The organism is Streptomyces sp. TE5632 (assembly GCF_054061295.1).
Genome location: NZ_JBSSEA010000003.1, coordinates 1,814,744 through 1,840,825, shown reverse-complemented (window position 1 = coordinate 1,840,825; position 26,082 = coordinate 1,814,744). Strand labels below are relative to the sequence as shown.

Here is a 26,082-nt window from a genome sequence, read left to right as displayed (position 1 = left end):
ACCCATTACTCTTGAGCCCAAGGCCATGCTGTGTGGCCATGGAGGAGTGCAATGAGGAGCAGAAACCCGGTCTTCTCGCGACGGGGGTTCAGCCGCGACAACGGCTACGCGGGCTTCAACACCGCGCCGCAGGCCGGGGGTCCCGCTGTCGCCACGCAGGGTAACCCGTACGCGCAGCCCACCGGCAACCCGTACGCGCAGAACCCCTACGCGCAGAACCCGTACGGACAGCAGGATCTGCAGCACGGTGCGCCGCCGCAGGCGCCGGCCGCGACCGGCCGGATGACCATCGACGACGTCATCATGCGCACGGCGAGCACGCTCGGCCTGCTCATCGTCACCGCGGCCCTCGCCTGGGCCCTGCTGCCCGTCGACGAGGCCAACATCAGCCGGTCCTACGGCATCGGCATCGGCGCCGCGCTGCTCGGCATGGTCCTGGCGCTCGTGCAGTCGTTCAAGCGCAAGGCCTCGCCCGCGCTGATCCTGACGTATGCCGCCGTCGAGGGTGTCTTCCTCGGTGTCATCTCCAACATCGTCGACAGCCACGTCGCCAACGGTGCGGCCATGCAGGCCGTGCTCGGCACCATGGCGGTCTTCGCCGCCGTGCTGGTGGCGTACAAGGCGGGCTGGATCCGCGTCAACCGCCGTTTCTACGGCTTCGTGATGGCGGCCGCGCTCGGCTTCATCCTGCTGATGGGCGTGAACCTGCTGTTCGCGGTGTTCGGCGGCGGTGACGGCCTCGGCTTCCGCAGCGGCCCGCTCGGCATCGTCTTCGGCGTCGTCGGCATCATCCTCGGTGCCTGCTTCCTCGCCCTGGACTTCAAGCAGGTCGAGGACGGCCTCGCCTACGGTGCCCCGCGCGAGGAGGCCTGGCTCGCGGCCTTCGGTCTCACGCTGACGCTGGTGTGGATCTACCTGGAGTTCCTGAGGCTCATCTCGATCCTCAACAGCAGCGACTGACACCACGCCACGGCAGTGGCACGTGCAGGCGAAGGGCCCCGGGTCTCCCCGGGGCCCTTCGCCGTGGTGCGGACGGGTGAACGGCGGACGGTGAACGGTGGAGCGGGAAGCGAGCGGAGCGGGAAGTGCCGACCCGGGGGTGGCGCGCGTGCCTAGAGCAGCTTGCGCGCGGCCCTTCTCAGGTCGTACTCGTGGACGATCGCCTTGGCGTGGCCGTATGCCAGGTCGTATTCGTGGCGGAGCCAGCTGACCTTCTCCTCGAAACGGAAGAGAGACGGGCCTTCTTCGACGGCGCGCAGCCAGTCGGAGATCTCACGACCGGTGCAGTGCGGGATACGGGCGAGCAGGTTGCGATGGGTCTCCTCGGAGAAGACTTGGGACATCGGCGCCTCCAGCGCAGGGGTGTGAGCCGGTCCTTCAGGTCACCGTGCCTGAGTGTTCGTCCGTTGGCAACAGCCCTGCCACGCCGCGTACGCTCACCGCGTGCTTGATACGACGCCCCTCACCCGTGCCGTGGACCATTTCGCCGACCGCCTGCGGGCCGCGCCGCAGAGCCGGCTGCAGCGGGGAGCCGCTGCCGAGGCACTCGCTCTGGCCAGGGAGTTGGCGCGGTGGACCCAGCGCGTCGAGGAGCCGGGCACCGAGCCCCGAGAGATGCCCGACGCGGGCATGTTCGCCGCCGCCGACCAGATCTCCGTCGCCGGCCACGACCTGGCCCTCGTACTGAAGAACGAGAGGGAGGTCGAGGAGGCGGTGCGGCTCGTGGAGGAGGCGCAGAAACGCGCCGGGGTGTAGGCGCCCGCGGGGAGGCGCCCCGGGTCAGAGGGACGCGATGACGCGGTCCGCCAGGATGTAGACGTTCTCCTCGCCGCAGGCGAAGGTCAGCGTGTACGCGCCCGAGATGCCGGAGCCGCCGAGCAGGAACGGGGTCTCGCCCTTGCGCAGGGCCGCGGCCAGGCGCTCCGCGGTCTCGCGGTGCCCCGGTGTCATGCACAGCGTCGTGCCGTCGGCGAAGACGTAGACGTCCAGCGTGCCCAGCGGGCCGGGGCGGACCTCGGTCAGCTCCACTTCGGCGGCGGCCAGCTCCTCCAGTGTGGACACGGTGCGCTCGTCGTCGGCGACGGCCGGGGCCGGGTTGGGCACGAAGTCCGGGTGTGAGGGGTGCCGACGGCGGGCCGCGGCCAGCTCGGGGGAGTCCGCGGGGGTGCCGCCCTGGACGAAGTCCTTGGGGTCCCTGGAGTCCCTGGAGTCCCTGGAGTCCTTGGCTTCCTTGGGGGCGTACGTGTCGGCGTCGGCGCCCGGCTCGGTCACCGGCTCCAGACCGACGAAATCGGCCTGCCGGGGAAGGAACAGCTCACTGTCGGCCAGGCCCAGCAGGGTCGGCGCGTCGGAGCTGTCCCGGGCCTCCTGGGCGGCCCAGAACGCCCGCGCCTCGGCGAGTTCCCGTTCCCGTTCCTCCGCGAGTGCCTCGGCCACGGCCGCGCGTATCTCGTCGGCGTGGGCCGAGCGGGCGGTGGGCAGCAGCGCGCGCAGGGCGGCGGCGTTGTTCCTGGCCAGCTCGGTGTGCAGAGCCGCGACCTGTCGGCGCAGCACCAAGATGCTGCGCAGGACAGCGACGCCCACGGCGCCGGTGGCGGCCGTGGTGACCAGCAGGGCGATCGGCATGGCGCTCACTGACGTACTCCCGGTTCAAAGTCGACCCCCGACTTCCTACATCAGCTTGAAGGGCGGACTAACCATCTGTCAGTGCGTAACGTCACGAAACGGACAGAGTGTGGTTTCCGGACTGGGTGGGGGCAGGGCTCTGACCTGCGTGAATCTCCTCGACGAGGGAGATAGGTCACATCCTGGGGGCGATTGGATCACGGAACGGCCCGGAACCCCGGTGGTTCAGGGGTTCCGGGCCGTTGTCTCACCGACCGTGCCGCTCCGGCTACTGTGCGGCTCGCTGCGGCGGTCGGCCGAGGAGGCGGTCGGTCGAGGCGGTCGGTCGAGTCGAGCCGATCAGCTGAGGCGCTCGATGACCATGGCCATGCCCTGGCCGCCGCCGACGCACATCGTCTCCAGGCCGAACTGCTTGTCGTGGAACTGCAGGGAGTTGATGAGCGTGGCGGTGATGCGGGCGCCGGTCATGCCGAAGGGGTGGCCGACGGCGATGGCGCCGCCGTTGACGTTCAGCTTCTCCAACGGGATGCCGAGTTCGCGGTAGGAGGGGATCACCTGGGCGGCGAACGCCTCGTTGATCTCGACCAGGTCGATGTCGTCGATGGTGAGACCGGCACGGGACAGCGCCTGCTTGCTCGCCTCGACCGGGCCGAGGCCCATGATCTCGGGGGAGAGGCCGGAGACGCCGGTGGAGACGATCCGGGCGAGCGGGGTCAGGCCGAGCTCGCGGGCCTTGGTGTCGCTCATGACGACCAGCGCGGCGGCACCGTCGTTGAGCGGGCAGCAGTTGCCGGCGGTGACCAGGCCGTCGGGGCGGAAGACGGGCTTGAGGCCGGAGACGCCCTCCATGGTGACTCCGGCGCGCGGGCCGTCGTCCTTGGTGACGACCGTGCCGTCGGGCAGCGTCACCGGAGTGATCTCGCGCTCCCAGAAGCCGTTCTTGATGGCTTCCTCGGCGAGGTTCTGCGAGCGGACGCCGAACTCGTCCATGTCCTGGCGGGTGACGCCCTTGGCGCGCGCCAGGTTCTCGGCGGTCTGGCCCATCGCGATGTAGGCGTCCGGGACGAGACCGTCCTCGCGCGGGTCGTGCCAGGTGGTCCCCTCCTGCTCCGCGACGGCGGCGGTACGGGCCTCGGCCTCGGCGAAGAACGGGTTGCGGGTGTCGGGAAGGCTGTCGGAGTTGCCCTTCGTGAACCGGGAGACCGTCTCGACGCCGGCCGAGATGAAGACGTCGCCCTCCCCGGCCTTGATGGCGTGCAGTGCCATGCGGGAGGTCTGCAGGGACGACGAGCAGTAGCGGGTGACGGTGCAGCCGGGGAGGTGGTCCATCCCCATCTGCACGGCGACGATGCGGCCGAGGTTGTTGCCCTGCTCGCCGCCGGGCAGGCCGCAGCCGAGCATCAGGTCGTCGATGTCCTTCGGGTCCAGCTCGGGGACCTTGGCGAGGGCGGCCTGGATGATCGAGGCGGTCAGGTCGTCCGGGCGCACGTCCTTCAGGGAGCCCTTGAAGGCGCGGCCGATGGGGGAGCGGGCGGCTGAGACGATCACGGCTTCGGGCATGACGGCTCCTGAGGGTGGTGGTCGGGCGACGGAACGGAAATGGAAGGGGCGGCGCGTGGCGCCTCGTTGAGGGGTGGTGGTCGGGCGACGGGAGGGCTGCTTGGGAAATTACCCGGCCGTAGTGGCGGGGTCACGAGGGGCGCGGTGTGACTCTGGCCGCAGTTTACTAAGCGCTTGCTTTGGCCTGGGATTCCCCGGAATCCGCCGCCGGAGCGGATTCCGGCTCGAGCTCCGGTTCCGGCACCCGGCGGCGCCTGCGGCGCTTGAGGAGGGCCCAGGGCCCCCGGAGGCCCGTCGGCGCGGCCGCGGTGACCTCGGTGCCCGCCTCCGAAGCGGCCTCGGCCGCCGCCCGGGCGACAGGGAGGAAGCCCTCGCGGCGGGCCGCGTCGGGACGCTCCTCCAGCGCGGGCCACAGTCCGAGCACGGCGCAGACGGTCGGCAGGACGGCCATGGCGGCCGTGGCGTACCCCTCGGCGGAGGGGTGGTAGTTGTCGGGGCCGAAGAGCTCACGGGGGTTCGCCGCGAACTCGGGGCCCAGCAGATCGCCCAGTGACACCGTGCGCCCGCCCTGTTCGACCGTGCCGATCGTCTGGGCCGCCGCCAGCTGCCGGGAGGCCCGCCGGGCCAGCCAGCGCAGGGGCTGCCAAACCGGCTCGATCGTGCCCAGGTCCGGACAGGTGCCGACGACGACCTCCGCTCCGGCCGTCCGCAGCCGGCGTACCGCCGAGGCCAGGTGACGGACGGAGAGGGCGGGCGACAGGCGGTGCGTGACGTCGTTCGCCCCGACCATGATCACGCAGATGTCGGGCACCCGGGCCGGATCGGCCAGGGCCCGGCTCACCTGCCGGTCCAGGTCGTCGGAGCGGGCTCCGGGCACCGCCACCGTGCTCAGCCCCACGGGCCGTTCCGCGATCGCCGCGACGCCCGACGCCAGCAGCGCGCCCGGGGTCTGCCCGGCCCGGTGCACCCCCTGACCGGCGGCCGTGGAGTCGCCCAGCATCGTCAGTCGCAGCGCCGGTTCACCGGGCACCGTGTAGGCGGCGCCGTACAGGCCGTCCGGGTTCGGTACGTGAGGAGTCGCGCCGTTGCCCACCCGCCGCCGCGCCAGCCGGGCCTCGGCCAGCAGCAGCCCGACGGCGGCCGCGCCGGCCAGCCCGATGCCTCCGCCGCCGTACGCCGCGCCCGCCGCGATCCGCCGGGCCGCTCTCGCCCTCGACATGCGTGTCATGCCTCGCCGCCACCTCCTCGAAGCCGTACACCCAGTGCTTGCCCCGTACGGACCGTGGTCCAATCTCGACGGTGGGTGAACGGACCGGCCGGGCCGTGGCGGACAGTGACTCAGGAGCAGGCTCTAGGCTGGCAGCACCACGACAACCACACCTTTTGCAGCATCCGGAGACAACGGTGCAATTCCACGACTCGATGATCAGCCTCGTCGGCGACACCCCGCTCGTGAGGCTCAACAACGTCACCAAGGGCATCGGGGCGACTGTCCTGGCCAAGGTGGAGTACTTCAACCCCGGCGGATCGGTGAAGGACCGCATCGCCCTGCGCATGATCGAGGCGGCGGAGAAGAGCGGAGAGCTGCAGCCGGGCGGCACCATCGTCGAGCCGACCAGTGGCAACACCGGGGTCGGTCTTGCCATCGTGGCCCAGCAGAAGGGCTACAAGTGCATCTTCGTCTGCCCCGACAAGGTCTCCCTGGACAAGATCAACGTGCTGCGGGCGTACGGGGCGGAAGTGGTCGTCTGCCCGACCGCCGTCGACCCCGAGCACCCCGACTCCTACTACAACGTCTCCGACCGGCTGGTCCGTGAGACGCCGGGGGCCTGGAAGCCGGACCAGTACTCCAACCCCAACAACCCGCTCAGCCACTACGAGTCCACCGGCCCGGAGCTGTGGGAGCAGACCGAGGGGAAGATCACCCACTTCGTGGCCGGAGTCGGCACCGGCGGCACCATCTCCGGGACCGGGCGCTACCTGAAGGAGGCCAGCGACGGCCGCGTCAAGGTCATCGGCGCCGACCCCGAGGGCTCCGTCTACTCGGGCGGCTCCGGGCGGCCGTACCTGGTGGAGGGCGTGGGCGAGGACTTCTGGCCCACCGCCTACGACCGGACCGTCGCGGACGAGATCGTCCCCGTGTCCGACAAGGACTCCTTCCAGATGACCCGGCGCCTCGCCAAGGAGGAGGGCCTGCTCGTCGGCGGATCGTGCGGCATGGCCGTCGTGGCGGCCCTGCGGGTGGCCGAGCGGCTCAGTGAGGACGACGTCGTGGTGGTGCTGCTCCCGGACAGCGGGCGCGGCTACCTCAGCAAGATCTTCAACGACGAGTGGATGGCCGACTACGGCTTCCTCGAGGACGCCGGCCCGAGCGCCCGCGTCGGTGCCGTCCTCGACCACAAGGAGCACGGCCATATCCCGTCCCTCGTGCACATGCACCCCGACGAGACGGTCGGGCAGGCCATCGAGGTGCTGCGCGAGTACGGCGTCTCGCAGATGCCGGTCGTCAAGCCGGGCGCCGGCCACCCGGACGTGATGGCCGCCGAGGTCGTCGGCTCGGTGGTGGAACGGGAACTGCTGGACGCGCTGTTCAGCAAGCACGCCTCGCTCGAGGACCCGCTGGAGAAGCACATGTCGGCCCCGCTGCCGCAGGTCGGCTCCGGTGAGCCCGTCGCGGACCTGATGGCCGTGCTGGGCAAGGCGGACGCGGCGATCGTCCTGGTCGAGGGCAAGCCGACCGGTGTGGTCAGCCGCCAGGACCTGCTGTCCTTCCTCGCCAAGGACGGGAACTGACGGACGGGAACCGACGGACGGCCCGTGACGGCCTTCGGCGAAGTGCCGGTGAACCGGCCGTGAACACCGCGGGGCAGCACCGTACGCGACCTTCGTGCGCGATCTTCGTGGACTTCGCGGAAGTGGCACACGGGTGTCATGTGCGCGCAGCACGCGCTTAACACCGGTCCGGCAGAGTGAGGGGTGTCGGCGGGAAGGCGGGGGCACCTCCCCAGGCGTTCAGCGCTGAGGGGGGAATTCCCTTCCCCGGCCGACAGGGAACGGCGTCACAGGGCCTCCGGAGCGGCTCCCGGACCTCCACGGACGCCAGGACGCGCGGCCCGGCCGGCCCGCGTCCCCGCGCGGGGACCGCCGTCGTCCCGCCCCCCGGTGACGGGGGTGCGGTGGTCCCCGCGTACAGCCCTTCCGCGGGTCCTCGACGGCTGCCCGGTCTGCTCAGTCCTCCCAGGCGTCGTCCGGCTCCTGTCGCCGGCGGCGGCCGCCGAACAGGCCCGGGTTGACGCGTGCGGCCTGGACGACGTTCACGCCGACGATGCCCAGCCAGGCGACCACCAGACCGGGCAGGTGGCCCACACCCCCGCCGATCGCGGACAGCGGCACCGCCAGGACCAGGGAGACGATCCCGAAGCCGAAGCGCTCGCCCCAGCTGTCCGTGGCCTTCGGCACCCGGGAGCCCCGGGCCACCGTCGTCTGCTGCTCGGCGAGTTGCCGGCGCACCCGGCGCTCCACCGCGCCGTCGATGCGCTGGTCGACCTTCTCCAGGAACGAGTCGATCAGCGCGGACTCGTACTCGTCGCCCAGTTCCCTGCGGGCCTGCAAGGTGGCGTTGAGTTCCTTCTTCAGCTCGGCGTCCCGCGCGTCCATTCCGCTCATGCCGACCACGGTAGGCAGGCCGGCGGCCCATGACACTGGGGGTAGCCCCCGTTGTCGGCCGGGGGCCCGCAGGGGCCCGGCGCCCGCTTCGGGGCCCGTTCCCGGTCGTGTTCGCCCTCCGTTCGCCTGTATAACGGCATACAGGAATCGCGGTATGTGAATAGGCAGAGGAACAGGCCGAGTAACAGACCGAGGAACAGGTCGAGGGGGAGCCACGTCATGAGCGTCACCGAGGGCCCGGGCGCGCGTCTGCAGTCGCTCTTCGAGGGGCACCGGCTGACGCCCACGCAGCGGCGCATCGCGCACAGCATGGTGCGGCGCGCCGCCGACGTCCCGTTCCTGTCCAGCGTGGAACTGGCCGAGCTGGCCGGGGTCAGCCAGCCCTCCGTGACCCGGTTCGCCGTCGCCCTGGGCTTCGACGGCTACCCCGCGCTGCGGCGGCATCTGCGCGAGGTCGCGCCCACCGGGCCCACGCCGGAGACCGGCCCGTACAACGAGTACCAGCAGGCCGTCGAGGCCGAGATCGAGAACCTGCGGCACCTCGCGGAGGTGCTGGCCGATCCGGAGCCAGTACGGCGGGCGGGACGGATCCTCGCGGACAGCAGGCCGCTGCCCGTGCTCGGGCTGCGCGCGGCGGCGGCGCAGGCCCACGGCTTCGCCTACTTCGCCGCCAAGGTCCACCCCGACGTGCGGCTGCTCAACGAGGGCGGCACCATGCTGCACGACCGCATCGACGCCGCTGCCGGGGCCGGTGCCGGGGCCCTGCTGTGCTTCGCGCTGCCCCGGCATCCCCGCGAGGTCGTCGACGCCCTCACGCACGCCAGGGAGACGGGGCTGACCGTCGTCACCGTCGCCGACTCCGCCTTCGCGCCGGTCGCCAAGGTCTCCGACCTGCTGCTGCCCGCCGCCGTCGGCACCGGGCTCGCCTTCGACACGGCGTGCGCGCCGATGCTGCTGGGCCGGGTGCTGCTGGAGGCGATGTGCGACGACCTGCCCGACGCGCAGGCCCGGCTGGAGGAGTTCGACACGAAGGCGGCGGCCCGCGGTCTGTTCGTGGACTGACGGCGGGGCGGGGGCGGGCAGGGGTGGTGTCTCAGACTTCTCTCACGTCGGTTCACTACCCTGCGCCCCGGGAGCATAAGGACGCTCCACTGACGTGGGACGGGAGGCTGGACGTGATGCGCGGAGGACAGGGGCTGGCTCGGGTGGCCGTCGTCGTACGGGCCGGGGCCGCCCCGCTGTGGTGGCTGGGCGTGTTCGCGGCGGGCATCGGGGCGCTGGTGCCGGGGCTGACCGGCCGCCGGATCGGTGTGCTGGCGGGGACGGCGCTGTTCCTCGTGACCATGGCCGTGGTGGCGTACACGCGGCGGGGGCGGTACCGCGCGCTGGCCCGGCCGGCGGTCCGGGCGGGCAAGCACGATGCGCTCCAGGACCGTGCGGTCAGCGTGCGCAACTGGCGCCGCGGCCACCGCTGGTGGCTGCTGCTCGCCTTCCTCGCCGCCCTGGGCGGCTCGTTCGCGCTGCCCGCGGCGGGCGGCCTGCTGCTCGCTGGGTGCGGGGCCGGCCTGTGGTGGAAGGCGTCCTGGATCGGCCGCTTGGAGGAGGCCGACCAGAGCCTGCTGTGGGTCCGCGTCGACTGGCTGCGCGCGGGCGCGGGCAGCCCGGCCGGCAAGGCGGTCAAGGCGTACCGCACCACCGGCATCGCGGCGGGCGACGCGACCCCGGGCGGGGCCCGCCGCCGCGCCTCCGCCCTGGCCTGACCCGGGTCAGGGGCCGGACGGCCGGGTGGTCGGACGGTCAGGAGGTCAGGGCGTCCGCGTGGGCGCCGCCCGATTCGGCCACGATCTCCTCGACGCTCTGGGCCGGGCGCACGAGTGCGAACACGACCCGGCCGGGGCCGTCGGCGGTGAAGCCGTGGACGGCCGGGCGGGGGAGCGAGTTGTACGCGTAGTGGTGGGCGAAGTAGTACGCGCCCGTGTCCAGCGCCGCCGCGTAGTCGCCCTGCTCCAGCAGGGGCAGCGCCTGCCCCTGGGCGAGCAGGTCGCCCGCGAAGCAGGCCGGCCCCGCCACGTCCTGCACCACCGCGGGGCCCTCCTTCGGCAACCCCTTGGCGTCGTACGCGGCGATCCTGAGCGGCCACGAGGCCGGCGCGTACACCGTCCGGGTCGCCACCTGCACGCCCGCGTGCGTCACCGCGACCGGACGCCCGCCGGCGCTCTTGGTGTACTCCACCCGGGCGACGACCGTGCCGTGCTTGGCCAGCAGTGACCGTCCGAACTCGGTGACCAGCCCGTACCGCCCGTCGAACAGTCCGGGCACGGTCTCCTTCAGCAGCCGCGCGTACCGCGCGTACGTCGGGCTGGTCGCGTCGGAGGCGAAGTTCACCGGCAGGCCGCCGCCGATGTCGACGGTGTCGACCTGTTGCCGCCCCGCGCGCCGGTTGATCTCCTCCGCCAGCGCGTACGTCTCCGCCACCCCCCTCGCCATCAGGGGCAGCGCGATGCCCTGGGAGCCGGTGTGCGCGTGCAGCCGGGTCAGCCACGGCCGGTCCAGGTAGGCCCGCACGACCCACTCCCGTGCTCCCTCGTCGCGCAGCGCCACCCCGAACTTCGAGGTCGCCGTGGCGGTGGACAGCGCCTCGATGGCGCCACCGCCGACCTGTGGGTTCACCCGAATGCCAAAGGAGGAGCGGGGGGAGCGGGGGGAGCGGGGACCGGCCGGCCGCGCCGGGGCGTCGGCCAGCAGGGCGTCGACACGCGCCAGCTCCTGCGGGTTGTCCGCGTTGACGGCGATGCCCAGTGCCAGCGCCTCCCGCAGCTCGGCCGGTGTCTTGGCGGGCGAGTCCAGTACCGTCCGCTCCGGGGGAACTCCCGCCGCCCGCGCCAGCGCCAGCTCACCGGGGCTCGCCACCTCCGCCCCGATGCCCTCCGTGTGCAGCAGCCGCAGCACCGGCACCAGCGGGGTGGCCTTCACGGCGAAGGCGTGCAGCACGGGTGTGCCGGGCGGTGTCACCGCCGCGAAGGCCGCCCGCAGTTCGGCCGCCGACTCCCGGATGCCGGTGACGTCGAGCAGGGCCACCAAGGGGCGGCCGGGACCGAGCAGCCCCTGTTCCACCGCCGCCCGCACCGCCTCGTCCCGCCGGGCCGCCCGCCCGGCTCCCGGCTCGGTCCCGCCGTCCGGGCCACCCTCGTCGCCCGGCCCGCCCTCGTCATGAGCCACCGCCTCCCTCGCCTCCTCGGTGTTCTCAGCGTGCTCGGCCTTCCCGGCCTTCTCCATGCCAGTGCCCATACATCCAGCCAAACACCGCCCGGCGGCCCGCGCCGACACACCGGCCGTATTGACTAGTTCTATTCAGGATGCGAATGTGTGAATATCTGCAGTAAGGGCGGGAGCACGTCACCAGGAGGCGGACCATGTCAGGACCCAGAGTCGTCCGAGCACCGCGCGGTACCGAACTGAGCACCCTGGGCTGGCCCCAGGAAGCCGCTCTGCGCATGCTGCAGAACAACCTCGACCCGGAGGTCGCCGAACACCCCGACCGGCTCGTCGTCTACGGCGGCACCGGGAAGGCGGCCCGTGACTGGCGCTCCTTCGACGCCATGGTCCGCACCCTCAGGACCCTGAAGCAGGACGAGACGATGCTCGTCCAGTCCGGCCGTCCCGTCGGCGTCATGCAGACCCACGAATGGGCCCCGCGCGTCCTCATCGCCAACTCCAACCTCGTCGGCGACTGGGCCAACTGGGAGGAGTTCCGCCGCCTGGAGGCCCTCGGCCTGACCATGTACGGGCAGATGACCGCCGGCTCCTGGATCTACATCGGCACCCAGGGCATCCTCCAGGGCACCTACGAGACGTTCGCCGCCGTCGCCGCCAAGAAGTTCGGCGGCACCCTCGCCGGGACCGTCACCCTGACCGCCGGCCTCGGCGGCATGGGCGGCGCCCAGCCGCTCGCCGTCACCATGAACGACGGCGTCGCGATCTGCGTCGACTGCGACCCCCGGGCCATCGACCGCCGCATCGAGCACCGGTACCTGGACGTGCGGGCCGACTCCCTCGACCACGCCCTGCGGCTGGCCACCGAGGCCCGCGACGCCCGCCGGCCGCTGTCGATCGGCGTCCTCGGCAACGCCGCCGAGGTGCTCCCGCAGCTCCTCGCCCTGGGTGCCCCCGTCGACATCGTCACCGACCAGACCTCCGCCCACGACCCGCTGGCCTACCTGCCCGCCGGGGTCGCCTTCGAGGACATGGCCGACGCCGCCGCCAAGGACCCGGCCGGCTTCACCGCCCGGGCCCGCGAGTCCATGGCCCGGCACGTCGAGGCGATGGTCGGCTTCATGGACGCCGGGGCCGAGGTCTTCGACTACGGCAACTCCATCCGGGGCGAGGCCGAACTCGCCGGATACGACCGGGCCTTCGCCTTCCCCGGCTTCGTCCCCGCCTACATCCGCCCGCTGTTCTGCGAGGGCAGGGGCCCCTTCCGCTGGGCCGCCCTGTCCGGCGACCCCGCCGACATCGCGAAGACCGACCGGGCCGTCCTCGAGCTGTTCCCGGAGAACGAGTCCCTGGCCCGCTGGATGCGCATGGCCGGTGAACGCGTCCACTTCCAGGGCCTGCCCGCGCGCATCTGCTGGCTCGGATACGGCGAGCGGGACAAGGCCGGTGAGCGGTTCAACGACATGGTCGCGAGCGGCGAGCTGTCCGCCCCCGTGGTCATCGGCCGCGACCATCTCGACTGCGGCTCCGTCGCCTCTCCGTACCGCGAGACCGAGGCCATGCTCGACGGGTCCGACGCGATCGCCGACTGGCCCCTGCTCAACGCGATGGTGAACGTGGCGTCCGGGGCCTCCTGGGTGTCCATCCACCACGGCGGCGGCGTCGGCATGGGCCGCTCCCTGCACGCCGGCCAGGTGACGGTCGCCGACGGCACCCGCCTGGCCGGCGAGAAGATCCGGCGCGTGCTGACCAACGACCCCGGAATGGGCGTCATCCGGCACGTGGACGCGGGGTACGACATCGCGGACTCGGTGGCGTCGGAGCGAGGGGTGCGCGTGCCGATGCACGAAGGCCATGAAGGCCATGAAGGCCATGAGGGCCATGAGGGCCATGAGGGCCATGAGGGCCATGAGGGCCACGAAGGCCACGAAGGCCGCGAGGGTGGGGACGAGAGCGCGTGACCCACGACGAGAGCGGGACCCACGGCACCGCACCGGCCCCACCGGCCACAGCGACGAGCCCACCGAGCCCACCGACCCCGCAGGCCGCACCCCCCACCTTCCAGGCGATGTGGCGCGAACTGCTCCCCCTCGGCCGCCACCCCGGCACCGGCGGCTACCGGCGATACGCCTGGACCGGCGCCGACGCCGAATGCCGGGCCTGGTTCGCCACCCAGGCCGAACTGCGGGGGCTGCGCCACGAAGTGGACCGGAACGGGAACCAGTGGGCCTGGCTGGGCGACCCCGCAGACGGGGACGCCGTCGTCACCGGGTCCCACCTGGACTCCGTGCCGGACGGCGGAGCCTTCGACGGGCCCCTCGGAGTCGTCTCCGCCTTCGCCGCCCTCGACGAACTGCGCCGGAGAGGAACGTCGTTCAGCCGTCCCCTCGGCATCGTCAACTTCGGCGACGAGGAGGGCGCCCGCTTCGGGCTCGCCTGCGTCGGCTCGCGGCTCACCGCCGGCCGGCTCACCCGCGCGCAGGCGCACCGCCTCACCGACGGCGACGGGACCACTCTGCCCCGGGCGATGGAGGCCGCCGGACACGACCCCGACGCCATCGGCCCTGACCCCGAACGGCTCGCCCGCATCGGCGCCTTCGTCGAACTGCATGTCGAACAGGGCCGGGCCCTCGACCTGTCCGGCGACCGGGTCGGCATCGCCAGTGCCATCTGGCCGCACGGCCGCTGGCGGTTCGACTTCCGCGGCGAGGCCAACCACGCCGGCACCACCCGCCTCGCCGACCGCCGCGACCCCATGCTGCCGTACGCCGAGGCCGTCCTCGCCGCCCGCCGCGAGGCCGAACTCGCCGGTGCCGTCGCCACCTTCGGCAAGATCGCCGTGGAACCGAACGGCGTCAACGCCATCCCCTCCCTGGTGCGCGGCTGGCTCGACTCCCGCGCCGTCGACCAGCCGAACCTGGACGCCGTGGTCGCCGCGGTGGAGAAGGCGGCCCGCGAGCACGCCGCCGCCCACGGCGTGGAACTGGACGTGGTCCGCGAGTCCCGCACGCCCGTCGTCGAGTTCGACCACGTCCTGCGTGACGAACTCGCCCGCATCCTGGGCCGCGACCGCGCGGTGCCCGTCCCCGTCCTCGGCACCGGTGCCGGCCACGACGCCGGAATCCTCTCCGGAAGCATCCCGACCGCCATGATGTTCGTGCGCAACCCCACAGGCGTCTCGCACTCCCCGGCCGAGCACGCCGACGAGGACGACTGCGTGGCCGGGGTGCTCGCCCTCGCCGACGTACTGGAAGGACTGGCCCGCACGTGATCACCCCACGGACGTACTGGCTGGAGCACGCCTGGCTCGGCACCCTCCCCCAAGCTCTCGGCTCCGCTCGAGCAGGGGGGACCCCCATCGAGCCGGGTGTCGCCGTCGAGGTCGCGGACGGGCGCATCACCGCCGTCCGCCCGGGGACACCCGCCCCGCCGCACGGCGCCGAGGCGCTGCGCGGCCTGACGATCCCCGGCCTGGCCAACACCCACAGCCATGCCTTTCATCGCGCGCTGCGCGGCACCGTCCAGGTGGGCTCCGGAACTTTCTGGACCTGGCGCGAGGTCATGTACTCGGTCGCCGACCGGCTCACCCCCGAGAACTACCACCGGCTCGCCCGTGCCGTGTACGCGGAGATGGCCCTCGCCGGCATCACCGCCGTCGGCGAGTTCCACTACGTCCACCACGCGCCCGGCGGCACCCGCTACGCCGACCCCAACGTCATGGGCGAGGCCCTCATCGCGGCCGCCGCCGAGGCCGGCATCCGCATCACCCTCCTCGACGCCGCCTACCTGTCCGCCGGCTTCGGCGAGCCGCCGGGCGCCCACCAGCTCCGCTTCTCCGACGGCACCGCCGAGGCCTGGGCGGAACGCTGTTCGGTTCTCAAGGAACGGGATCACGCGAGGATCGGTGCCGCCGTCCACTCCGTACGGGCCGTGCCCGCCCGTCAGTTGGCGACCGTGGCACGCTGGGCCGAGGAGCGGCGGGCTCCGCTGCATGTGCACCTGTCGGAGCAGACCGCCGAGAACGAGGCCTGCCAGGAGGCGCACGGCCGCACCCCGGCCCGCCTCCTCGCCGACCACGGCGTGCTCGGACCGCGCACCACCGGTATCCACAACACGCACCTCACCGACCAGGACATGACGCTGATCGGCGGCAGCGGCACCGGCACCTGCATGTGCCCCACCACCGAACGCGACCTCGCCGACGGCATCGGCCCCGCCGCCTCCCTCCAGCGCCGCGGTTCCCCGCTCTCCCTCGGCTCGGACAGCCACGCCGTCATCGACCTGCTGGAGGAGGCGCGCGCCCTGGAGCTCAACGAGCGCCTGCGCACCCGCACCCGCGGCCACTGGACGGCGAACGCCCTGCTGCGGGCGGCCACCGTCGACGGCCACGCCGCACTCGGCTGGGAGCGGGCGGGCACCATCGAGCCCGGAGCGCTCGCCGACCTGACCACCCTCACGCTGGAGTCGGTCAGGACTGCGGGGCCACCGCCCCGACTCGGCGCCGAGACGGCCGTATTCGCCGCGACGGCGGCCGACGTACGGCACACGATCGTGGCCGGCCGGCACGTCGTACGCGACGGGGCGCACACCCTCGTCCCCGATGTGCCGCACGCCCTCGCGCAGGCGATCGAGGCACTGAGCGACTGAACATCGAGCGCCTGAACATCGAGCGCCTGAACAACCAGCGCCTGAACATCGAGCGACCGAGTACGCCCCCCGGCCCCGCAACCGCCGCCACCCACGAGGACGCCATGAGCAGCACCGCCATCGTCAACATCGCCACGCTGGTCACCAACGACCCCTCCCTCGGCGACTCTCACCTCGGTCTGGTCCGGGACGCGGCCGTCGTCATGGACGGTGACCGCATCGTGTGGACCGGTGAAACAAGCAAAGCACCCGCCACTGACAATCGGGTCGACGCCGAGGGCCGGGCGGTGATCCCGGGCTTCGTCGACTCGCACTCCCACCTGGTCTTCGCGGGCGACCGCACCGACGAGTTCAACGCCCGGATGTCCGGCCGCCCCTACAGCGCGGGCGGTATCCGCACCACCGTCGCCGCCACCCGGGCCGCGAGCGACGCGGAACTGGAGGCGAACCTGACCCGCCTGCTCACCGAGGCGCTCCGCCAGGGCACCACCACCCTCGAGACCAAGTCGGGCTACGGCCTCACCGTCGAGGACGAGGCCCGCGCCCTGCGGCTGGCCGTCCGCCACACCGACGAGGTCACCTACCTCGGCGCCCATATCGTCGCCCCCGAGTACGCCGACGATCCGGCCGGCTACGTCGCCCTGGTCACCGGCGCGATGCTGGACGCCTGCGCGCCGCACGCCCGCTGGATCGACGTCTTCTGCGAGAAGGGCGCCTTCGACGGCGACCAGGCGCGCGCCGTCCTCACCGCGGGCAGGGCGAAGGGCCTGCACCCGCGCGTCCACGCCAACCAGCTCTCCCACGGTCCCGGCGTCCAACTCGCCGTCGAACTCGACGCGGCCAGCGCCGACCACTGCACCCACCTCACCGACCCGGACGTCGACGCCCTGGCCAACAGCCGCACGGTCGCGACCCTGCTGCCGGGCGCCGAGTTCTCCACCCGGGCCGAGTGGCCGAACGCCCGCCGGCTGATCGACGCGGGCGTCACCGTCGCGCTCTCCACGGACTGCAACCCGGGGTCGTCCTTCACCTCCTCGGTGCCGTTCTGCGTCGCGCTCGCCGTGCGGGACATGGGGATGACGCCCGACGAGGCCCTCTGGTCGGCCACCGCGGGCGGCGCCGCGGCCATGCGGCGCACCGACATCGGCCGTCTCACCCCCGGCGCCCGCGCCGACCTCGTCCTCCTCGACGCCCCGAGCCATGTCCACCTGGCCTACCGCCCCGGCGTCCCGCTGGTCCGCGGAGTGTGGCGGCGCGGCGTCCGCGCGTTCTGAGCAGCGGGCTCAGGACCCGGCCCGCCACCGCTGATCCGCCCGCCCCGCCTCCTCGGCCAGGGACACCGAGTCGCCCCCGGTCGGTGTCACCGCGTGGTCCGGCGCGATGGCCGGGCGGATCACTCCACGGGCGTCGACGGCGAAGCGCAGGTTCTGTCCGTTGCGCCCGTCCACCGAGTCGCACTCCCAGATGCCGGTCCCCCGGCCCACCGCGCCACGGCTGTCCAGGCAGTAGTCGGAGTCGGCGTAGGACTGCAGCACACCGCGCTCCGCGTCGACCCGCCACCGCTGGGACCGGGAGGAGTCGCAGGGTGCGGTGACCACGTCCGTGCGGTTCTCCAGGTCGCCGTCGATGTCCAGGCACAGGCCCGACGCCAGATTCACCACCTGCGCGTACGCGCCGCCCGGCGGCGGGTACGCGGGTGTGGCGGACGGTGTGGGAGGCGGTGTCGGGGACGGCGTGGGGTGTGGGGTGTCCGACGGGCTGGGCCTCCCGGTCTTCGAGGGGGACGGTGCGGGGGAGCGCGTCGCGGACGCGGTGGGGGGCGGTGAGGGGGTGGCCGTCACGGTCACCGGCGGTGGGACCGCCAGGGTGGGGCCCGGTTCCGAAGCGTGTTCGGCCGGCGTGCCGGCCGGTGACAACAGCAGGAGCAGCAGCGGCACCACGGCCACGCCGAGTGCCGTCGAGGCCAGCACCAGGCGCCGGGACAGCGGCCACGTCCCGACCGCGGTACCGGGGCCGGGCGACGGCTCGGCGGGCCCCGGCAGGGGGGCGGTGTACGACGTGCCCGCCCACGGCAGCAGCCCCTCGGCCAGGGTGGTGCGCGGCGCCTCCCGCAGGGCGCGCTGTTCCTCGTACGCCGCGGCGCAGTGCCCGCAGCGGGCCATGTGGGTGTTCAGGTCGGCGCTGTCGCGGGGGCCGTCGGGCCGTACCGCCTCCTCGATGAGCCGGCGGAAGTCGACGCACCGGGGGTCGTCCGAGGCGGCCAGCCGGGACCGCAGACAGGCCCGGCCCAGTGACTGCAGCGCGGGCTGGGTGCCGTAGGCCACGTCCTGAGGGGCGAGGCCGAGAAGCGTCGCCGTACGGTCCGCGGGTTCCTGTTCCACGATGCCGTACCAGATGAGGCCCTGCGCCCGGTACGGCAGTGTCCGGAAGGCGGCGAGCATGGACGGGACCGGGCCGTCGGGACCGGACGAACTCAGTACGAGGTGCAGTCCGGGGTCGAGCCCGCCGGCCCGTCCGTCGGTGGCCCAGGTCGCTGCCGCCCGGGCGGTCAGCAGCAGGAGCCGGTGGCGCAGGGGGCCGCCGGGATCGGTACCGCGGGCGGTCTCGCGGGCGGCGTCCGTGAAGGCCTGCGCGGCGAGTTGACGCGCGCCGGAGTCACCCGTGGTGCACTGGCGGGCGTAGGCGAGCACGGACGGGCCGTGCCGGGCGCGGAGTTCCTGAAGCGCCGAGTACGCGGCCGAGGTGTCGGCGCGCAGCGATTCGGTCAGCCGGATGTCGGACGCGCCCGCGTGCGTACCCGGGTGTCCCCCGCCGACCCCGTCGCCGTGGACGGCTCCGTCGCCCCGCTCCATGCACCGCCTCCTCAGGCCTGCCCGGCGGATCAGGTGGTCCTGACATACCAGCTGGTTTGGGCGTGCCCATAGTGGAGGAAGAAGGCCCGCGGGGAAAGGGGTGACCGCGGGTAACGCGTCGCGCCCCGTGCCCTGTCGGCGCCCGGTACCCGCGAGGGGCGTCCGGCGCCGACAGGGCACGGGGCGCGGCCCCGTCGGTCCTCGACCGTCATTCCTCCACGGTCAGCCCCTTGCGCAGCCGCACCAGTGTGCGCGACAGCAGGCGGGAGACGTGCATCTGTGAAATACCCAGCTCCTCGCCGATCTCCGACTGGGTCATTCCGGCGACGAAGCGCAGCGAGAGGATGGTGCGGTCGCGCGGCGGCAGTTCGGCGATCAGCGGCTTCAACGACTCGACGTACTCGATGCCTTCGAGTCCGTGGTCCTCGTAACCGATCCGGTCCGCCAAGGTGCCCTCGACGTCGTTCTCCTCCGGCTGCGCGTCCAGGGAGGAGGCGGTGTAGGCGTTCGACGCCGCCATGCCCTCGACGACCTCGTCCTTGGAGATGCCCAGGCGCTCGGCCAGTTCGGCCACGGTCGGGGACCGGTCGAGCTGCTGGGCCAGCTCGTCGCCGGCCTTGGCCAGGTCGAGCCGGAGTTCCTGCAGCCGGCGCGGTACGCGCACGGACCACGAGGTGTCACGGAAGAAGCGCTTGATCTCGCCGATGATGGTCGGCATCGCGAAGGTGGGGAACTCCACACCGCGCGAAAGCTCGAAGCGGTCGATCGCCTTGATCAGACCGATGGTGCCGACCTGGACGATGTCCTCCATCGGCTCACTGCGCGAGCGGAACCGGGAGGCGGCGAACTTGACCAGGGCCAGGTTCAGTTCGACGAGCGTGTTGCGTACGTACGAATATTCGTGGGTGCCTTCCTCCAGCGACTCCAGTCGCTCGAAGAGGCTCTTGGACAACGCCCGCGCGTCGACCGGGCCCACCTCGTCATAGGGAGGGATCTCCGGGAGACCGGCGAGGAGGTCGCCGTCCGGGACGACACCCGTGTCGTCCTGCTCGATGGGAGCCAGATGTTCCGGAGGGAGTGTCGACGTCGCTTTCTGGGTACGCGATTCGTCGAGCCGGGGTGACATGATGTCCTCCATCGTTCTCGGCATATGGCTGCCGATGCCGTTACGTGCACTGCGGTGTGCGGCGCCTCCAAAGCCGGCCGTGTCGGGTACGTGTCCTTACTAGCCCTACCCGTTTCCATGAACTCATCGCAAGTGAGTTCTGTTGCCATATGTCCGTTTGCTGCTGATTGTTCGGCTGTCGAAGTGCGGCGGTAGGGCGTAATGTTCGACAACGTCAGTAGCAGTCACGACCGGTGGGAGAGAGAGTCGGCATGGACCGCGGGACGGTCGGCAGCGCACAGTCGGGCCGGCTTCTGGTGGAGGTGCGGGAAGAGGGTTCCAGTGCCGTCGTGACCCCGGCGGGTGAGCTGGATCACCACACCGCCGATCTGTTGCGTGAGCCGCTGGAGGAATGCCTCGCCAGGGGATTCAGCCGGCTTGTCATCGACTGCTCCGGACTGGAGTTCTGTGACTCCACCGGGCTCAACGTGCTGCTCGGTGCCCGGCTGAAGGCGGACGCCGCGGGGGGCGGGGTGCACCTCGCGGGGATGCAGCCTGTTGTCGCACGCGTGTTCGAAATCACCGGGGCGGAAGCGGTGTTCACCCTTCATGACAGCCTCGAGGCGGCCCTCGCCGACGATTCCGGATGACCGCGCGGGGCAGGCCGGCGCCACCCCGGGGCGGGTCCCGGGGCCGGCGTTCTCCTTCCGGAGCGTTTTTCTTCGCGCCCCGGGGCGCGCCTCGCGACGCGTCCCTCCCTGAGTCCCCTTCGTGTCACCTGCCTGCCGTCGCGCCCTCCTCGTGCGAACACGGAAGTGTTCCCCGGGGCGCCCCGGGCAGGAGACAAGCTGAACGTGTCCGCTGCCATGGCCGCGGGGATGCCGAGAACCGGACGATCCCGCACCGTGTGACTGACTGAATACGGATTATTTGAAATCATGAACTGGTGAATCGGTGAGGTGAAGCGCTGATGAGCACCACCCGGCCCTATCCGCCGGGCGACCGCGGTCCGGAGCCCGGCGGCGCTCCCGGGGGCGGCGCGCCGACGGCGAGCGCGTCCGGAGAGGTGGCCGTGCCGTCCGGGCCGGCGGGGGCGTCGTCCGGGTCACCGGGTTCGCCGGGAGGGCGTCAGGTCCGTCGGCTGAGCTTCGACGACCAGAGCGGCGTCGTGCCCCTCGCCCGTGACTTCACCCGCCAGGCGCTGCACGCGTGGGGCTGGCTGCCCGCCGCCACCGCCGACCGGCGGGCCGCCGCAGAGGACGTCCTGCTGGTCGTGTCCGAACTGGTCACCAACGCCTGCCTGCACGCCGAGGGGCCCGACCAGTTGGGCATCGTCTGCGACAACAAGATGATCCGGCTCGAGGTCACCGACCGGGGCACCGGACAGCCGGCCCCGCGCACCCCGCACCGGTCGGGCCGGCCCGGTGGCCACGGCATGTTCATCGTCCAGCGGCTCTGCCTCGACTGGGGGGTCGTCCGCACCCCGGGCATCGCGGGCAAGACCGTGTGGGCGGAACTCGGGGCACCCGCCTGACCGACGGCGGCGTCCCCGACCGGCCCCGTCCCGGCCGTCACGGGCATCACCGCTCCGCCCGCCGCGCAAACGACTGAAGGGCCCCGCATCCACAAGTACGTGGACGCGGGGCCCTCCGTCGCGAGACGGTGGCCGGCCAGCCGGCCGGGCTCAGCGGGTCAGCGGACGTCGCCCATGAGGGCCTTGACCTTGCTGCGGTACATCCACACCGCGACACCGGCGACCACGGCGAGGGTGGCCTCCATCGCGACGACACCCGGCTTGTTCAGGTCGACGGCGGTGGACAGCAGGCCGGTCGTGGCGGTACCGGCGGTGACGGCCAGGAACCAGACGCCCATCATCTGCGAGGCGTACTTCACGGGCGCCATCTTCGTGGTCACCGACAGGCCGACCGGGGAGAGCAGCAGCTCGGCGACGGTCTGGGTGAAGTAGATCGCCACCAGCCACATCGCCGCCGCCTTCTGACCGCCCCCGGCGATGGACAGCGGGGCGAGGAACAGGAAGAAGGACGCGCCGACCAGGACCAGACCGGAGCCGAACTTCACGATCGTGCTGGGCTCCTTGCCGCGCCGGTTCAGCGCCAGCCAGAACCAGGCGAAGACCGGGGCCAGCGCCATGATCAGGACCGGGTTGACCGACTGGTACCAGGAGACCGGGAACTCCCAGCCGAGGACGCTGTTCTCGGCCGACGAGTCGGCGAAGAGCGCCAGGGTCGAGCCGCCCTGGTCGTAGATCATCCAGAAGACGGCCGCGGCCACGAAGAACCAGATGTACGCGGACATCTTCGACTGCTCGGCCTGGTCCAGGTCCCGGTCGCGCTTGATCCGGACCAGCACCAGCACCGGGATGATCAGGCCGAGCAGCGTCAGCGGGACCAGGACCCAGTTCAGGGTGTAGTGGCCGGAGAAGCCGAGGACGGTGTAGGCGACGACGGCGATGCCGGCCCAGAGGGCGGCCTTGCGCAGCGTGGAGGACTTCTCCGCGGCGGACAGCGGCTTGGGCACGACGCTGGAGTGCGCGGCGAGGTGACGGCTGCCCAGCATGAACTGGAGCAGGCCGAGACTCATGCCGACCGCGGCGAGCCCGAAGCCCAGGTGCCAGCTGACGCCCTCACCGACGGTGCCGATGATCAGCGGAGAGAAGAAGGCACCGAGGTTGATGCCCATGTAGAAGATGGTGAAGCCGCCGTCGCGGCGCGGGTCGTCCGGACCGTCGTAGAGCTGGCCGACCATCGTGGAGATGTTGGCCTTCAGCAGGCCGGAACCGATGGCGACCAGGCCGAGGCCGGCGTAGAAGGTGCCGGCGGACGGCAGGGCCAGCGTCAGGTGGCCGAGCACGACGATCGCACCGGCGACGGCGACGGTCTTGCGCGGGCCCAGGACCCGGTCGCCGAACCAGCCGCCCGGCATCGTGAGCAGGTACACCAGCGACAGGTACACCGAGTAGATGGCCGTCGCCGTGCCGGCGTTCAGGCCCATGCCGCCCGGGGCGACGAGGTACAGCGGGAGCAGAGCTCGCATGCCGTAGTAGGAGAACCGCTCCCACATCTCGGTCATGAAGAGAGTGGCCAGTCCGCGGGGGTGGCCGAAGAAGGTCTTCTCGGAGCCGGGGGTGCCGGGTGAGACCGAGTCCTTCGTCAGGCTGGACGCCATGGTCGTTCCTTGCTGGTCGGGACGCGTCGCGCAAGCGGGTACGCGCCCGGTGGGGGGGGCGGCCGGCACCGGCGGGCCGTGCCGTCCACCCCACGCCCTTGGGGAGTCCGCTCCGGATCACGGAGCGGGGGACGGCGACCACCGGGATCCACGCCTCTACGCGCGTCGATGTGCGTAGAGGCCCGGCCACAGGTCATTTCTTACGAGGTCGGCGGGAAGCCGACCGGCACGCAAAAGAGACCTTCAGCGGCAACTGCGCCAAAGGTCCCCGCCGTGCAACAGGCGTTGGTTCACCATACGGCAGGACAGTGCCCGATATGGAAGGACTTGAGACAGGGATCACAGGTTCCGGGGGAACCGTGATCACTCATTCGAAGGTTCTTTTCAGGATCGCACCCCACAGTTCCAGGCTCCTTTCGCGGGTCCCCGAGGTGAGGAACAGGTGTGCGCGCGGTGAGAACCGGCCGCCGTGATCACACCCCGGACCGCGCCGCGGCGGGACTACCATCAGTGCATGACCCGTGTACTGCTCGCCGAGGACGACGCGTCCATCTCGGAGCCACTGGCCCGCGCCCTGCGCCGGGAGGGCTACGAGGTGGAGGTGCGTGAGGACGGACCCAGCGCGCTCGACGCAGGCCTGCAGGGCGGCATCGACCTGGTGGTGCTGGACCTCGGGCTGCCCGGCATGGACGGTCTGGAGGTCGCCCGCCGACTGCGTTCCGACGGCCACACGGTTCCCGTCCTGATCCTGACCGCGCGCGCCGACGAGGTGGACACCGTCGTCGGTCTGGACGCCGGCGCCGACGACTACGTCACCAAGCCGTTCCGGCTCGCCGAACTGCTCGCCCGGGTACGGGCCCTGCTGCGGCGCGGTGCCACCGAGCCGCAGCAACCGCCCGCGACCCACGGCGTGCGCATCGACGTCGAGTCGCACCGGGCGTGGATGGGCGAGGAGGAACTCCAGCTCACCGCCAAGGAGTTCGACCTGCTACGGGTCCTGGTCCGGGACGCGGGCCGGGTCGTCACCCGCGACCAGCTGATGCGCGAGGTCTGGGACACCACGTGGTGGTCGTCCACCAAGACCCTCGACATGCACATCTCCTGGCTGCGCAAGAAGCTCGGTGACGACGCGGCCAACCCCCGCTACATCGCGACCGTCCGGGGCGTGGGTTTCCGCTTCGAGAAGAGCTGAACCCCGCCACCGCAGGGGGTTCTTTCAGGTAAGAGGTCATGCGCCGCCGACTGATCCAGTCCACGCTCGCCGTGGTGCTCGTCGTGATCGCCGTCTTCGGCGTGTCCCTGGTGATCGTGGAGACCCGCACCATCAGCGACACCGCCAGGGAACGGGTCGAGTCCGAGGCCGTACGGCTGGCCAGCATCGTCGACAGCCGACTGCTCGTCGAGGAGAAGGTCACCGCCGAGGTCCTGAGCGACCAGATCACCGAGGACCGCTACGCCGTCATCCGCATCCCCGGCAGGGCGCCCATCGAGGTGGGCGACAAGCCGGACGGCGACGTCATCAGCGCCACGGCCCCGGGTGAGGAGGGCGAGACGGTCACCGTCCAGGAGCCGCGCTCCTCGGTGACCCGGGAGGTCGGCCGTACGCTGCTGATCATCGGGCTGGTGGCGCTGCTGGCGGTGATCGCCGCGGTGCTGCTGGCGGTCCGCCAGGCCAACCGGCTCGCCTCCCCGCTGACCGACCTCGCGGAGACCGCCGAGCGCCTCGGCTCGGGCGACCCGCGCCCCCGCCACCGGCGGTACGGCGTCCCCGAGCTGGACCGGGTCGCGGACGTGCTGGACTCCTCCGCCGAGCGCATCGCCCGCATGCTGACCGCGGAACGACGACTGGCCGCCGACGCCTCCCACCAGCTGCGCACCCCCCTCACCGCCCTGTCCATGCGCCTGGAGGAGATCACCCTCACCGACGACCCGGACACGGTGAAGGAGGAGGCGACCATCGCGCTGACGCAGGTGGAACGCCTCACGGACGTGGTGGAACGGCTGCTGACCAACGCCCGCGACCCGCGCAACGGCTCCGCGGTCACCTTCGAACTCGACGAGGTGATCCAGCAGCAGCTCGCCGAGTGGCGTCCCGCCTACCGCGGTGTCGGCCGCGCCGTCGTCAGCTCCGGCAAGCGGAACCTGCGGGCGGTGGGCACACCGGGCGCGGTCGCCCAGGTGCTGGCCGCCCTGATCGAGAACTCGCTCATGCACGGCGGCGGCACGGTCGCCCTGCGCACCCGGGTCACCGGCAACCAGGTCGTCGTGGAGGTCACGGACGAGGGCCCCGGGGTGCCCACCGAACTGGGCGCCCGCATCTTCGAACGGGCGATCAGCGGCCACAACTCCACCGGCATCGGCCTCGCGGTCGCCCGGGACCTCGCGGAGGCGGACGGCGGCCGGCTGGAGATGCTCCAGGCCAAGCCCCCGGTCTTCGGCCTGTTCCTGTCCCGTACCCCGCCGCGGAAGTCCCGGGACGAGGACCGCCGCACGGTCAGGTAGCGGACGGTCCGAGGAGGACGGATGACAGGCGGGGCGGGGCCGTCGGCGCCTACGGCACGCGCTGCCGGGCAGGCGGCTTCGCCCCGCCCTTGGCGAGGGGACCCGCGCTCGCTCCCGCCGTCGCGCTCCCGGTGCCCGGTTCCCGGGCCGGCAGCGCGCGGAACACCCACGTGCGGTAGGACCAGAAGCGGAACAGGGTGGCGACACCGATGCCGAGGAACTTGAAGATGTTGCTCTGCAGCGGGCTGTCCCAGCCGAACCCGTACGTCGCCGTGTACAGCAGGCCGTTCTCGATCACCAGACCGACCACGCTGAACAGCAGGAACAGCGACATCTCCTTGGTGCGTCCGGACCTGTCGCGGTCCCGGTAGGTGAAGTAGCGGAAGCCCAGGTAGTTGAAGACGATCGCGACGATGGTCGCGATGACGCTCGCCCGCACCACCGGGAGGTCGGTCACCTGCCGGACCAGGTTGAACACGAGGAGATTGACCAACAGCCCGGCTCCGCCGACCGCGCCGAACTTCACGACCTCACGGACGAGCCGATCGAGGCGCTGCCGCACGGTGCCGCGCGGGGCCGGGGCCGTCGAAGGCCCCGAGGAACCGCGTCCCATGGTCGTGCCGGCCCCCGTCCGTAGAGTGGCGTCAAAGTGGCGTCAACCACACCATGCTAACCACCCCTTCTCGTGATCTTCCTGCGGACGCCCCTCCCGGCCGCAGACCGTCC

General features: G+C 72.0%; 23 protein-coding genes. 13 read left to right on the top strand and 10 right to left on the bottom strand.

The annotated features are described in order from the left end of the window. Window positions 1–51 precede the first annotated feature (51 nt). Window positions 52–960, top strand: a complete 909-nt coding sequence (locus ACVW19_RS13400; protein ID WP_457459547.1) for a Bax inhibitor-1/YccA family protein — start codon at window positions 52–54, stop codon at window positions 958–960. A gap of 152 nt (window positions 961–1,112) precedes the next feature. Here ACVW19_RS13400 and ACVW19_RS13395 read toward each other — a convergent pair whose 3' ends face one another. Next, entirely contained in the window at window positions 1,113–1,343 is a 231-nt protein-coding gene (locus ACVW19_RS13395; RefSeq protein WP_109382459.1) for a DUF4287 domain-containing protein, read from the bottom strand. 100 nt (window positions 1,344–1,443) lie between these two features. Between ACVW19_RS13395 and ACVW19_RS13390 the strand changes: the two genes are divergently transcribed. Next, window positions 1,444–1,755, top strand: a complete 312-nt coding sequence (locus tag ACVW19_RS13390) for a hypothetical protein (RefSeq protein WP_457459545.1) — start codon at window positions 1,444–1,446, stop codon at window positions 1,753–1,755. A gap of 24 nt (window positions 1,756–1,779) precedes the next feature. Here ACVW19_RS13390 and ACVW19_RS13385 read toward each other — a convergent pair whose 3' ends face one another. From ACVW19_RS13385 to ACVW19_RS13375, 3 genes are all read right to left on the bottom strand, one after another. Beyond that, complete coding sequence (locus ACVW19_RS13385) at window positions 1,780–2,634, bottom strand: hypothetical protein (RefSeq protein WP_457459543.1); 855 nt, start codon at window positions 2,632–2,634, stop codon at window positions 1,780–1,782. 330 nt (window positions 2,635–2,964) lie between these two features. Then, on the bottom strand, window positions 2,965–4,185 hold the full coding sequence (locus tag ACVW19_RS13380; RefSeq protein ID WP_457459541.1) for an acetyl-CoA C-acetyltransferase: 1,221 nt from the start codon (window positions 4,183–4,185) through the stop codon (window positions 2,965–2,967). 166 nt (window positions 4,186–4,351) lie between these two features. Then, a complete protein-coding gene (locus ACVW19_RS13375) occupies window positions 4,352–5,413 on the bottom strand; it encodes an SGNH/GDSL hydrolase family protein (protein WP_457459539.1) in 1,062 nt (353 codons plus the stop codon). Window positions 5,414–5,589: 176 nt separating this feature from the next. On the opposite strand from ACVW19_RS13375, the gene ACVW19_RS13370 reads away from it, so the two are divergent. Next, on the top strand, window positions 5,590–6,978 hold the full coding sequence (locus tag ACVW19_RS13370; RefSeq protein ID WP_457459537.1) for a cystathionine beta-synthase: 1,389 nt from the start codon (window positions 5,590–5,592) through the stop codon (window positions 6,976–6,978). 435 nt (window positions 6,979–7,413) lie between these two features. Here the strand turns inward: ACVW19_RS13370 and ACVW19_RS13365 are convergent, their stop codons facing one another. Further along, complete coding sequence (locus tag ACVW19_RS13365) at window positions 7,414–7,842, bottom strand: hypothetical protein (RefSeq protein WP_457464595.1); 429 nt, start codon at window positions 7,840–7,842, stop codon at window positions 7,414–7,416. Between the two features lie 228 nt (window positions 7,843–8,070). On the opposite strand from ACVW19_RS13365, the gene ACVW19_RS13360 reads away from it, so the two are divergent. Together ACVW19_RS13360 and ACVW19_RS13355 are read left to right on the top strand one after the other, a co-directional pair. Further along, window positions 8,071–8,913 carry a MurR/RpiR family transcriptional regulator gene (locus ACVW19_RS13360; RefSeq protein ID WP_457459535.1) on the top strand — a complete coding sequence of 281 codons (843 nt, stop codon included), beginning with the start codon at window positions 8,071–8,073 and terminating at the stop codon, window positions 8,911–8,913. Between the two features lie 116 nt (window positions 8,914–9,029). Next, window positions 9,030–9,611 (top strand): hypothetical protein, encoded by a 582-nt coding sequence (locus tag ACVW19_RS13355; RefSeq protein ID WP_457464593.1) that lies wholly within the window; start codon window positions 9,030–9,032, stop codon window positions 9,609–9,611. 37 nt (window positions 9,612–9,648) lie between these two features. Here the strand turns inward: ACVW19_RS13355 and ACVW19_RS13350 are convergent, their stop codons facing one another. Then, a complete protein-coding gene (locus ACVW19_RS13350; protein WP_457459534.1) occupies window positions 9,649–11,139 on the bottom strand; it encodes a diaminopimelate decarboxylase in 1,491 nt (496 codons plus the stop codon). A gap of 125 nt (window positions 11,140–11,264) precedes the next feature. On the opposite strand from ACVW19_RS13350, the gene hutU reads away from it, so the two are divergent. From hutU to hutI, 4 genes are all read left to right on the top strand, one after another. After that, window positions 11,265–13,025: a urocanate hydratase gene (gene hutU / locus ACVW19_RS13345; RefSeq protein ID WP_457459532.1), complete on the top strand. Its 1,761-nt coding sequence runs from the start codon at window positions 11,265–11,267 to the stop codon at window positions 13,023–13,025. 107 nt (window positions 13,026–13,132) lie between these two features. After that, on the top strand, window positions 13,133–14,335 hold the full coding sequence (locus ACVW19_RS13340) for an allantoate amidohydrolase (protein ID WP_457464591.1): 1,203 nt from the start codon (window positions 13,133–13,135) through the stop codon (window positions 14,333–14,335). Continuing rightward, a complete protein-coding gene (locus tag ACVW19_RS13335; RefSeq protein ID WP_457464589.1) occupies window positions 14,335–15,711 on the top strand; it encodes a formimidoylglutamate deiminase in 1,377 nt (458 codons plus the stop codon). Before ACVW19_RS13340 ends, ACVW19_RS13335 begins: the two co-directional genes overlap by 1 nt. 104 nt (window positions 15,712–15,815) lie before the next feature. After that, a complete protein-coding gene (gene hutI, locus ACVW19_RS13330) occupies window positions 15,816–16,985 on the top strand; it encodes an imidazolonepropionase (RefSeq protein ID WP_457459530.1) in 1,170 nt (389 codons plus the stop codon). A gap of 9 nt (window positions 16,986–16,994) precedes the next feature. Here hutI and ACVW19_RS13325 read toward each other — a convergent pair whose 3' ends face one another. Both ACVW19_RS13325 and ACVW19_RS13320 read right to left on the bottom strand, forming a co-directional pair. After that, window positions 16,995–18,563 carry a ricin-type beta-trefoil lectin domain protein gene (locus tag ACVW19_RS13325; protein ID WP_457459528.1) on the bottom strand — a complete coding sequence of 523 codons (1,569 nt, stop codon included), beginning with the start codon at window positions 18,561–18,563 and terminating at the stop codon, window positions 16,995–16,997. A 208-nt stretch (window positions 18,564–18,771) separates the two neighbouring features. After that, window positions 18,772–19,701, bottom strand: coding sequence for an RNA polymerase sigma factor SigF (locus tag ACVW19_RS13320; protein ID WP_457459526.1), 930 nt, complete (start codon window positions 19,699–19,701; stop codon window positions 18,772–18,774). Between the two features lie 239 nt (window positions 19,702–19,940). On the opposite strand from ACVW19_RS13320, the gene ACVW19_RS13315 reads away from it, so the two are divergent. Continuing rightward, a complete protein-coding gene (locus ACVW19_RS13315) occupies window positions 19,941–20,318 on the top strand; it encodes an STAS domain-containing protein (RefSeq protein WP_457459524.1) in 378 nt (125 codons plus the stop codon). Between the two features lie 320 nt (window positions 20,319–20,638). Then, entirely contained in the window at window positions 20,639–21,202 is a 564-nt protein-coding gene (locus tag ACVW19_RS13310) for an ATP-binding protein (protein ID WP_457459522.1), read from the top strand. A 158-nt stretch (window positions 21,203–21,360) separates the two neighbouring features. On the opposite strand, the gene ACVW19_RS13305 is transcribed toward ACVW19_RS13310, so the two are convergent. Continuing rightward, window positions 21,361–22,854 carry an oligopeptide:H+ symporter gene (locus ACVW19_RS13305; protein WP_457459521.1) on the bottom strand — a complete coding sequence of 498 codons (1,494 nt, stop codon included), beginning with the start codon at window positions 22,852–22,854 and terminating at the stop codon, window positions 21,361–21,363. 514 nt (window positions 22,855–23,368) lie between these two features. On the opposite strand from ACVW19_RS13305, the gene ACVW19_RS13300 reads away from it, so the two are divergent. Then, window positions 23,369–24,046: a response regulator transcription factor gene (locus tag ACVW19_RS13300; protein ID WP_406727230.1), complete on the top strand. Its 678-nt coding sequence runs from the start codon at window positions 23,369–23,371 to the stop codon at window positions 24,044–24,046. A 38-nt stretch (window positions 24,047–24,084) separates the two neighbouring features. Then, the gene (locus ACVW19_RS13295) at window positions 24,085–25,356 is read left to right on the top strand and encodes an ATP-binding protein (protein ID WP_457459519.1); all 1,272 of its coding nucleotides are present in this window, start codon (window positions 24,085–24,087) and stop codon (window positions 25,354–25,356) included. Between the two features lie 49 nt (window positions 25,357–25,405). Here the strand turns inward: ACVW19_RS13295 and ACVW19_RS13290 are convergent, their stop codons facing one another. Beyond that, on the bottom strand, window positions 25,406–25,969 hold the full coding sequence (locus ACVW19_RS13290; RefSeq protein ID WP_457459517.1) for a GtrA family protein: 564 nt from the start codon (window positions 25,967–25,969) through the stop codon (window positions 25,406–25,408). Between the last annotated feature and the right edge of the window lie 113 nt (window positions 25,970–26,082).

Coding starts and splice junctions, on each gene's coding strand:
- ACVW19_RS13400 (WP_457459547.1), top strand. CDS start 52: ATGAGGAGCAGAAACCCGGTCTTCTCGCGACGGGGGTTCAGCCGCGAC.
- ACVW19_RS13395 (WP_109382459.1), bottom strand. CDS start 1,343: ATGTCCCAAGTCTTCTCCGAGGAGACCCATCGCAACCTGCTCGCCCGT.
- ACVW19_RS13380 (WP_457459541.1), bottom strand. CDS start 4,185: ATGCCCGAAGCCGTGATCGTCTCAGCCGCCCGCTCCCCCATCGGCCGC.
- ACVW19_RS13375 (WP_457459539.1), bottom strand. CDS start 5,413: ATGACACGCATGTCGAGGGCGAGAGCGGCCCGGCGGATCGCGGCGGGC.
- ACVW19_RS13365 (WP_457464595.1), bottom strand. CDS start 7,842: ATGGACGCGCGGGACGCCGAGCTGAAGAAGGAACTCAACGCCACCTTG.
- ACVW19_RS13360 (WP_457459535.1), top strand. CDS start 8,071: ATGAGCGTCACCGAGGGCCCGGGCGCGCGTCTGCAGTCGCTCTTCGAG.
- ACVW19_RS13355 (WP_457464593.1), top strand. CDS start 9,030: ATGCGCGGAGGACAGGGGCTGGCTCGGGTGGCCGTCGTCGTACGGGCC.
- ACVW19_RS13350 (WP_457459534.1), bottom strand. CDS start 11,139: ATGGGCACTGGCATGGAGAAGGCCGGGAAGGCCGAGCACGCTGAGAAC.
- hutU (WP_457459532.1), top strand. CDS start 11,265: ATGTCAGGACCCAGAGTCGTCCGAGCACCGCGCGGTACCGAACTGAGC.
- ACVW19_RS13340 (WP_457464591.1), top strand. CDS start 13,133: ATGTGGCGCGAACTGCTCCCCCTCGGCCGCCACCCCGGCACCGGCGGC.
- hutI (WP_457459530.1), top strand. CDS start 15,816: ATGAGCAGCACCGCCATCGTCAACATCGCCACGCTGGTCACCAACGAC.
- ACVW19_RS13325 (WP_457459528.1), bottom strand. CDS start 18,563: ATGGAGCGGGGCGACGGAGCCGTCCACGGCGACGGGGTCGGCGGGGGA.
- ACVW19_RS13320 (WP_457459526.1), bottom strand. CDS start 19,701: ATGGAGGACATCATGTCACCCCGGCTCGACGAATCGCGTACCCAGAAA.
- ACVW19_RS13315 (WP_457459524.1), top strand. CDS start 19,941: ATGGACCGCGGGACGGTCGGCAGCGCACAGTCGGGCCGGCTTCTGGTG.
- ACVW19_RS13310 (WP_457459522.1), top strand. CDS start 20,639: ATGAGCACCACCCGGCCCTATCCGCCGGGCGACCGCGGTCCGGAGCCC.
- ACVW19_RS13305 (WP_457459521.1), bottom strand. CDS start 22,854: ATGGCGTCCAGCCTGACGAAGGACTCGGTCTCACCCGGCACCCCCGGC.
- ACVW19_RS13300 (WP_406727230.1), top strand. CDS start 23,369: ATGACCCGTGTACTGCTCGCCGAGGACGACGCGTCCATCTCGGAGCCA.
- ACVW19_RS13295 (WP_457459519.1), top strand. CDS start 24,085: ATGCGCCGCCGACTGATCCAGTCCACGCTCGCCGTGGTGCTCGTCGTG.
- ACVW19_RS13290 (WP_457459517.1), bottom strand. CDS start 25,969: ATGGGACGCGGTTCCTCGGGGCCTTCGACGGCCCCGGCCCCGCGCGGC.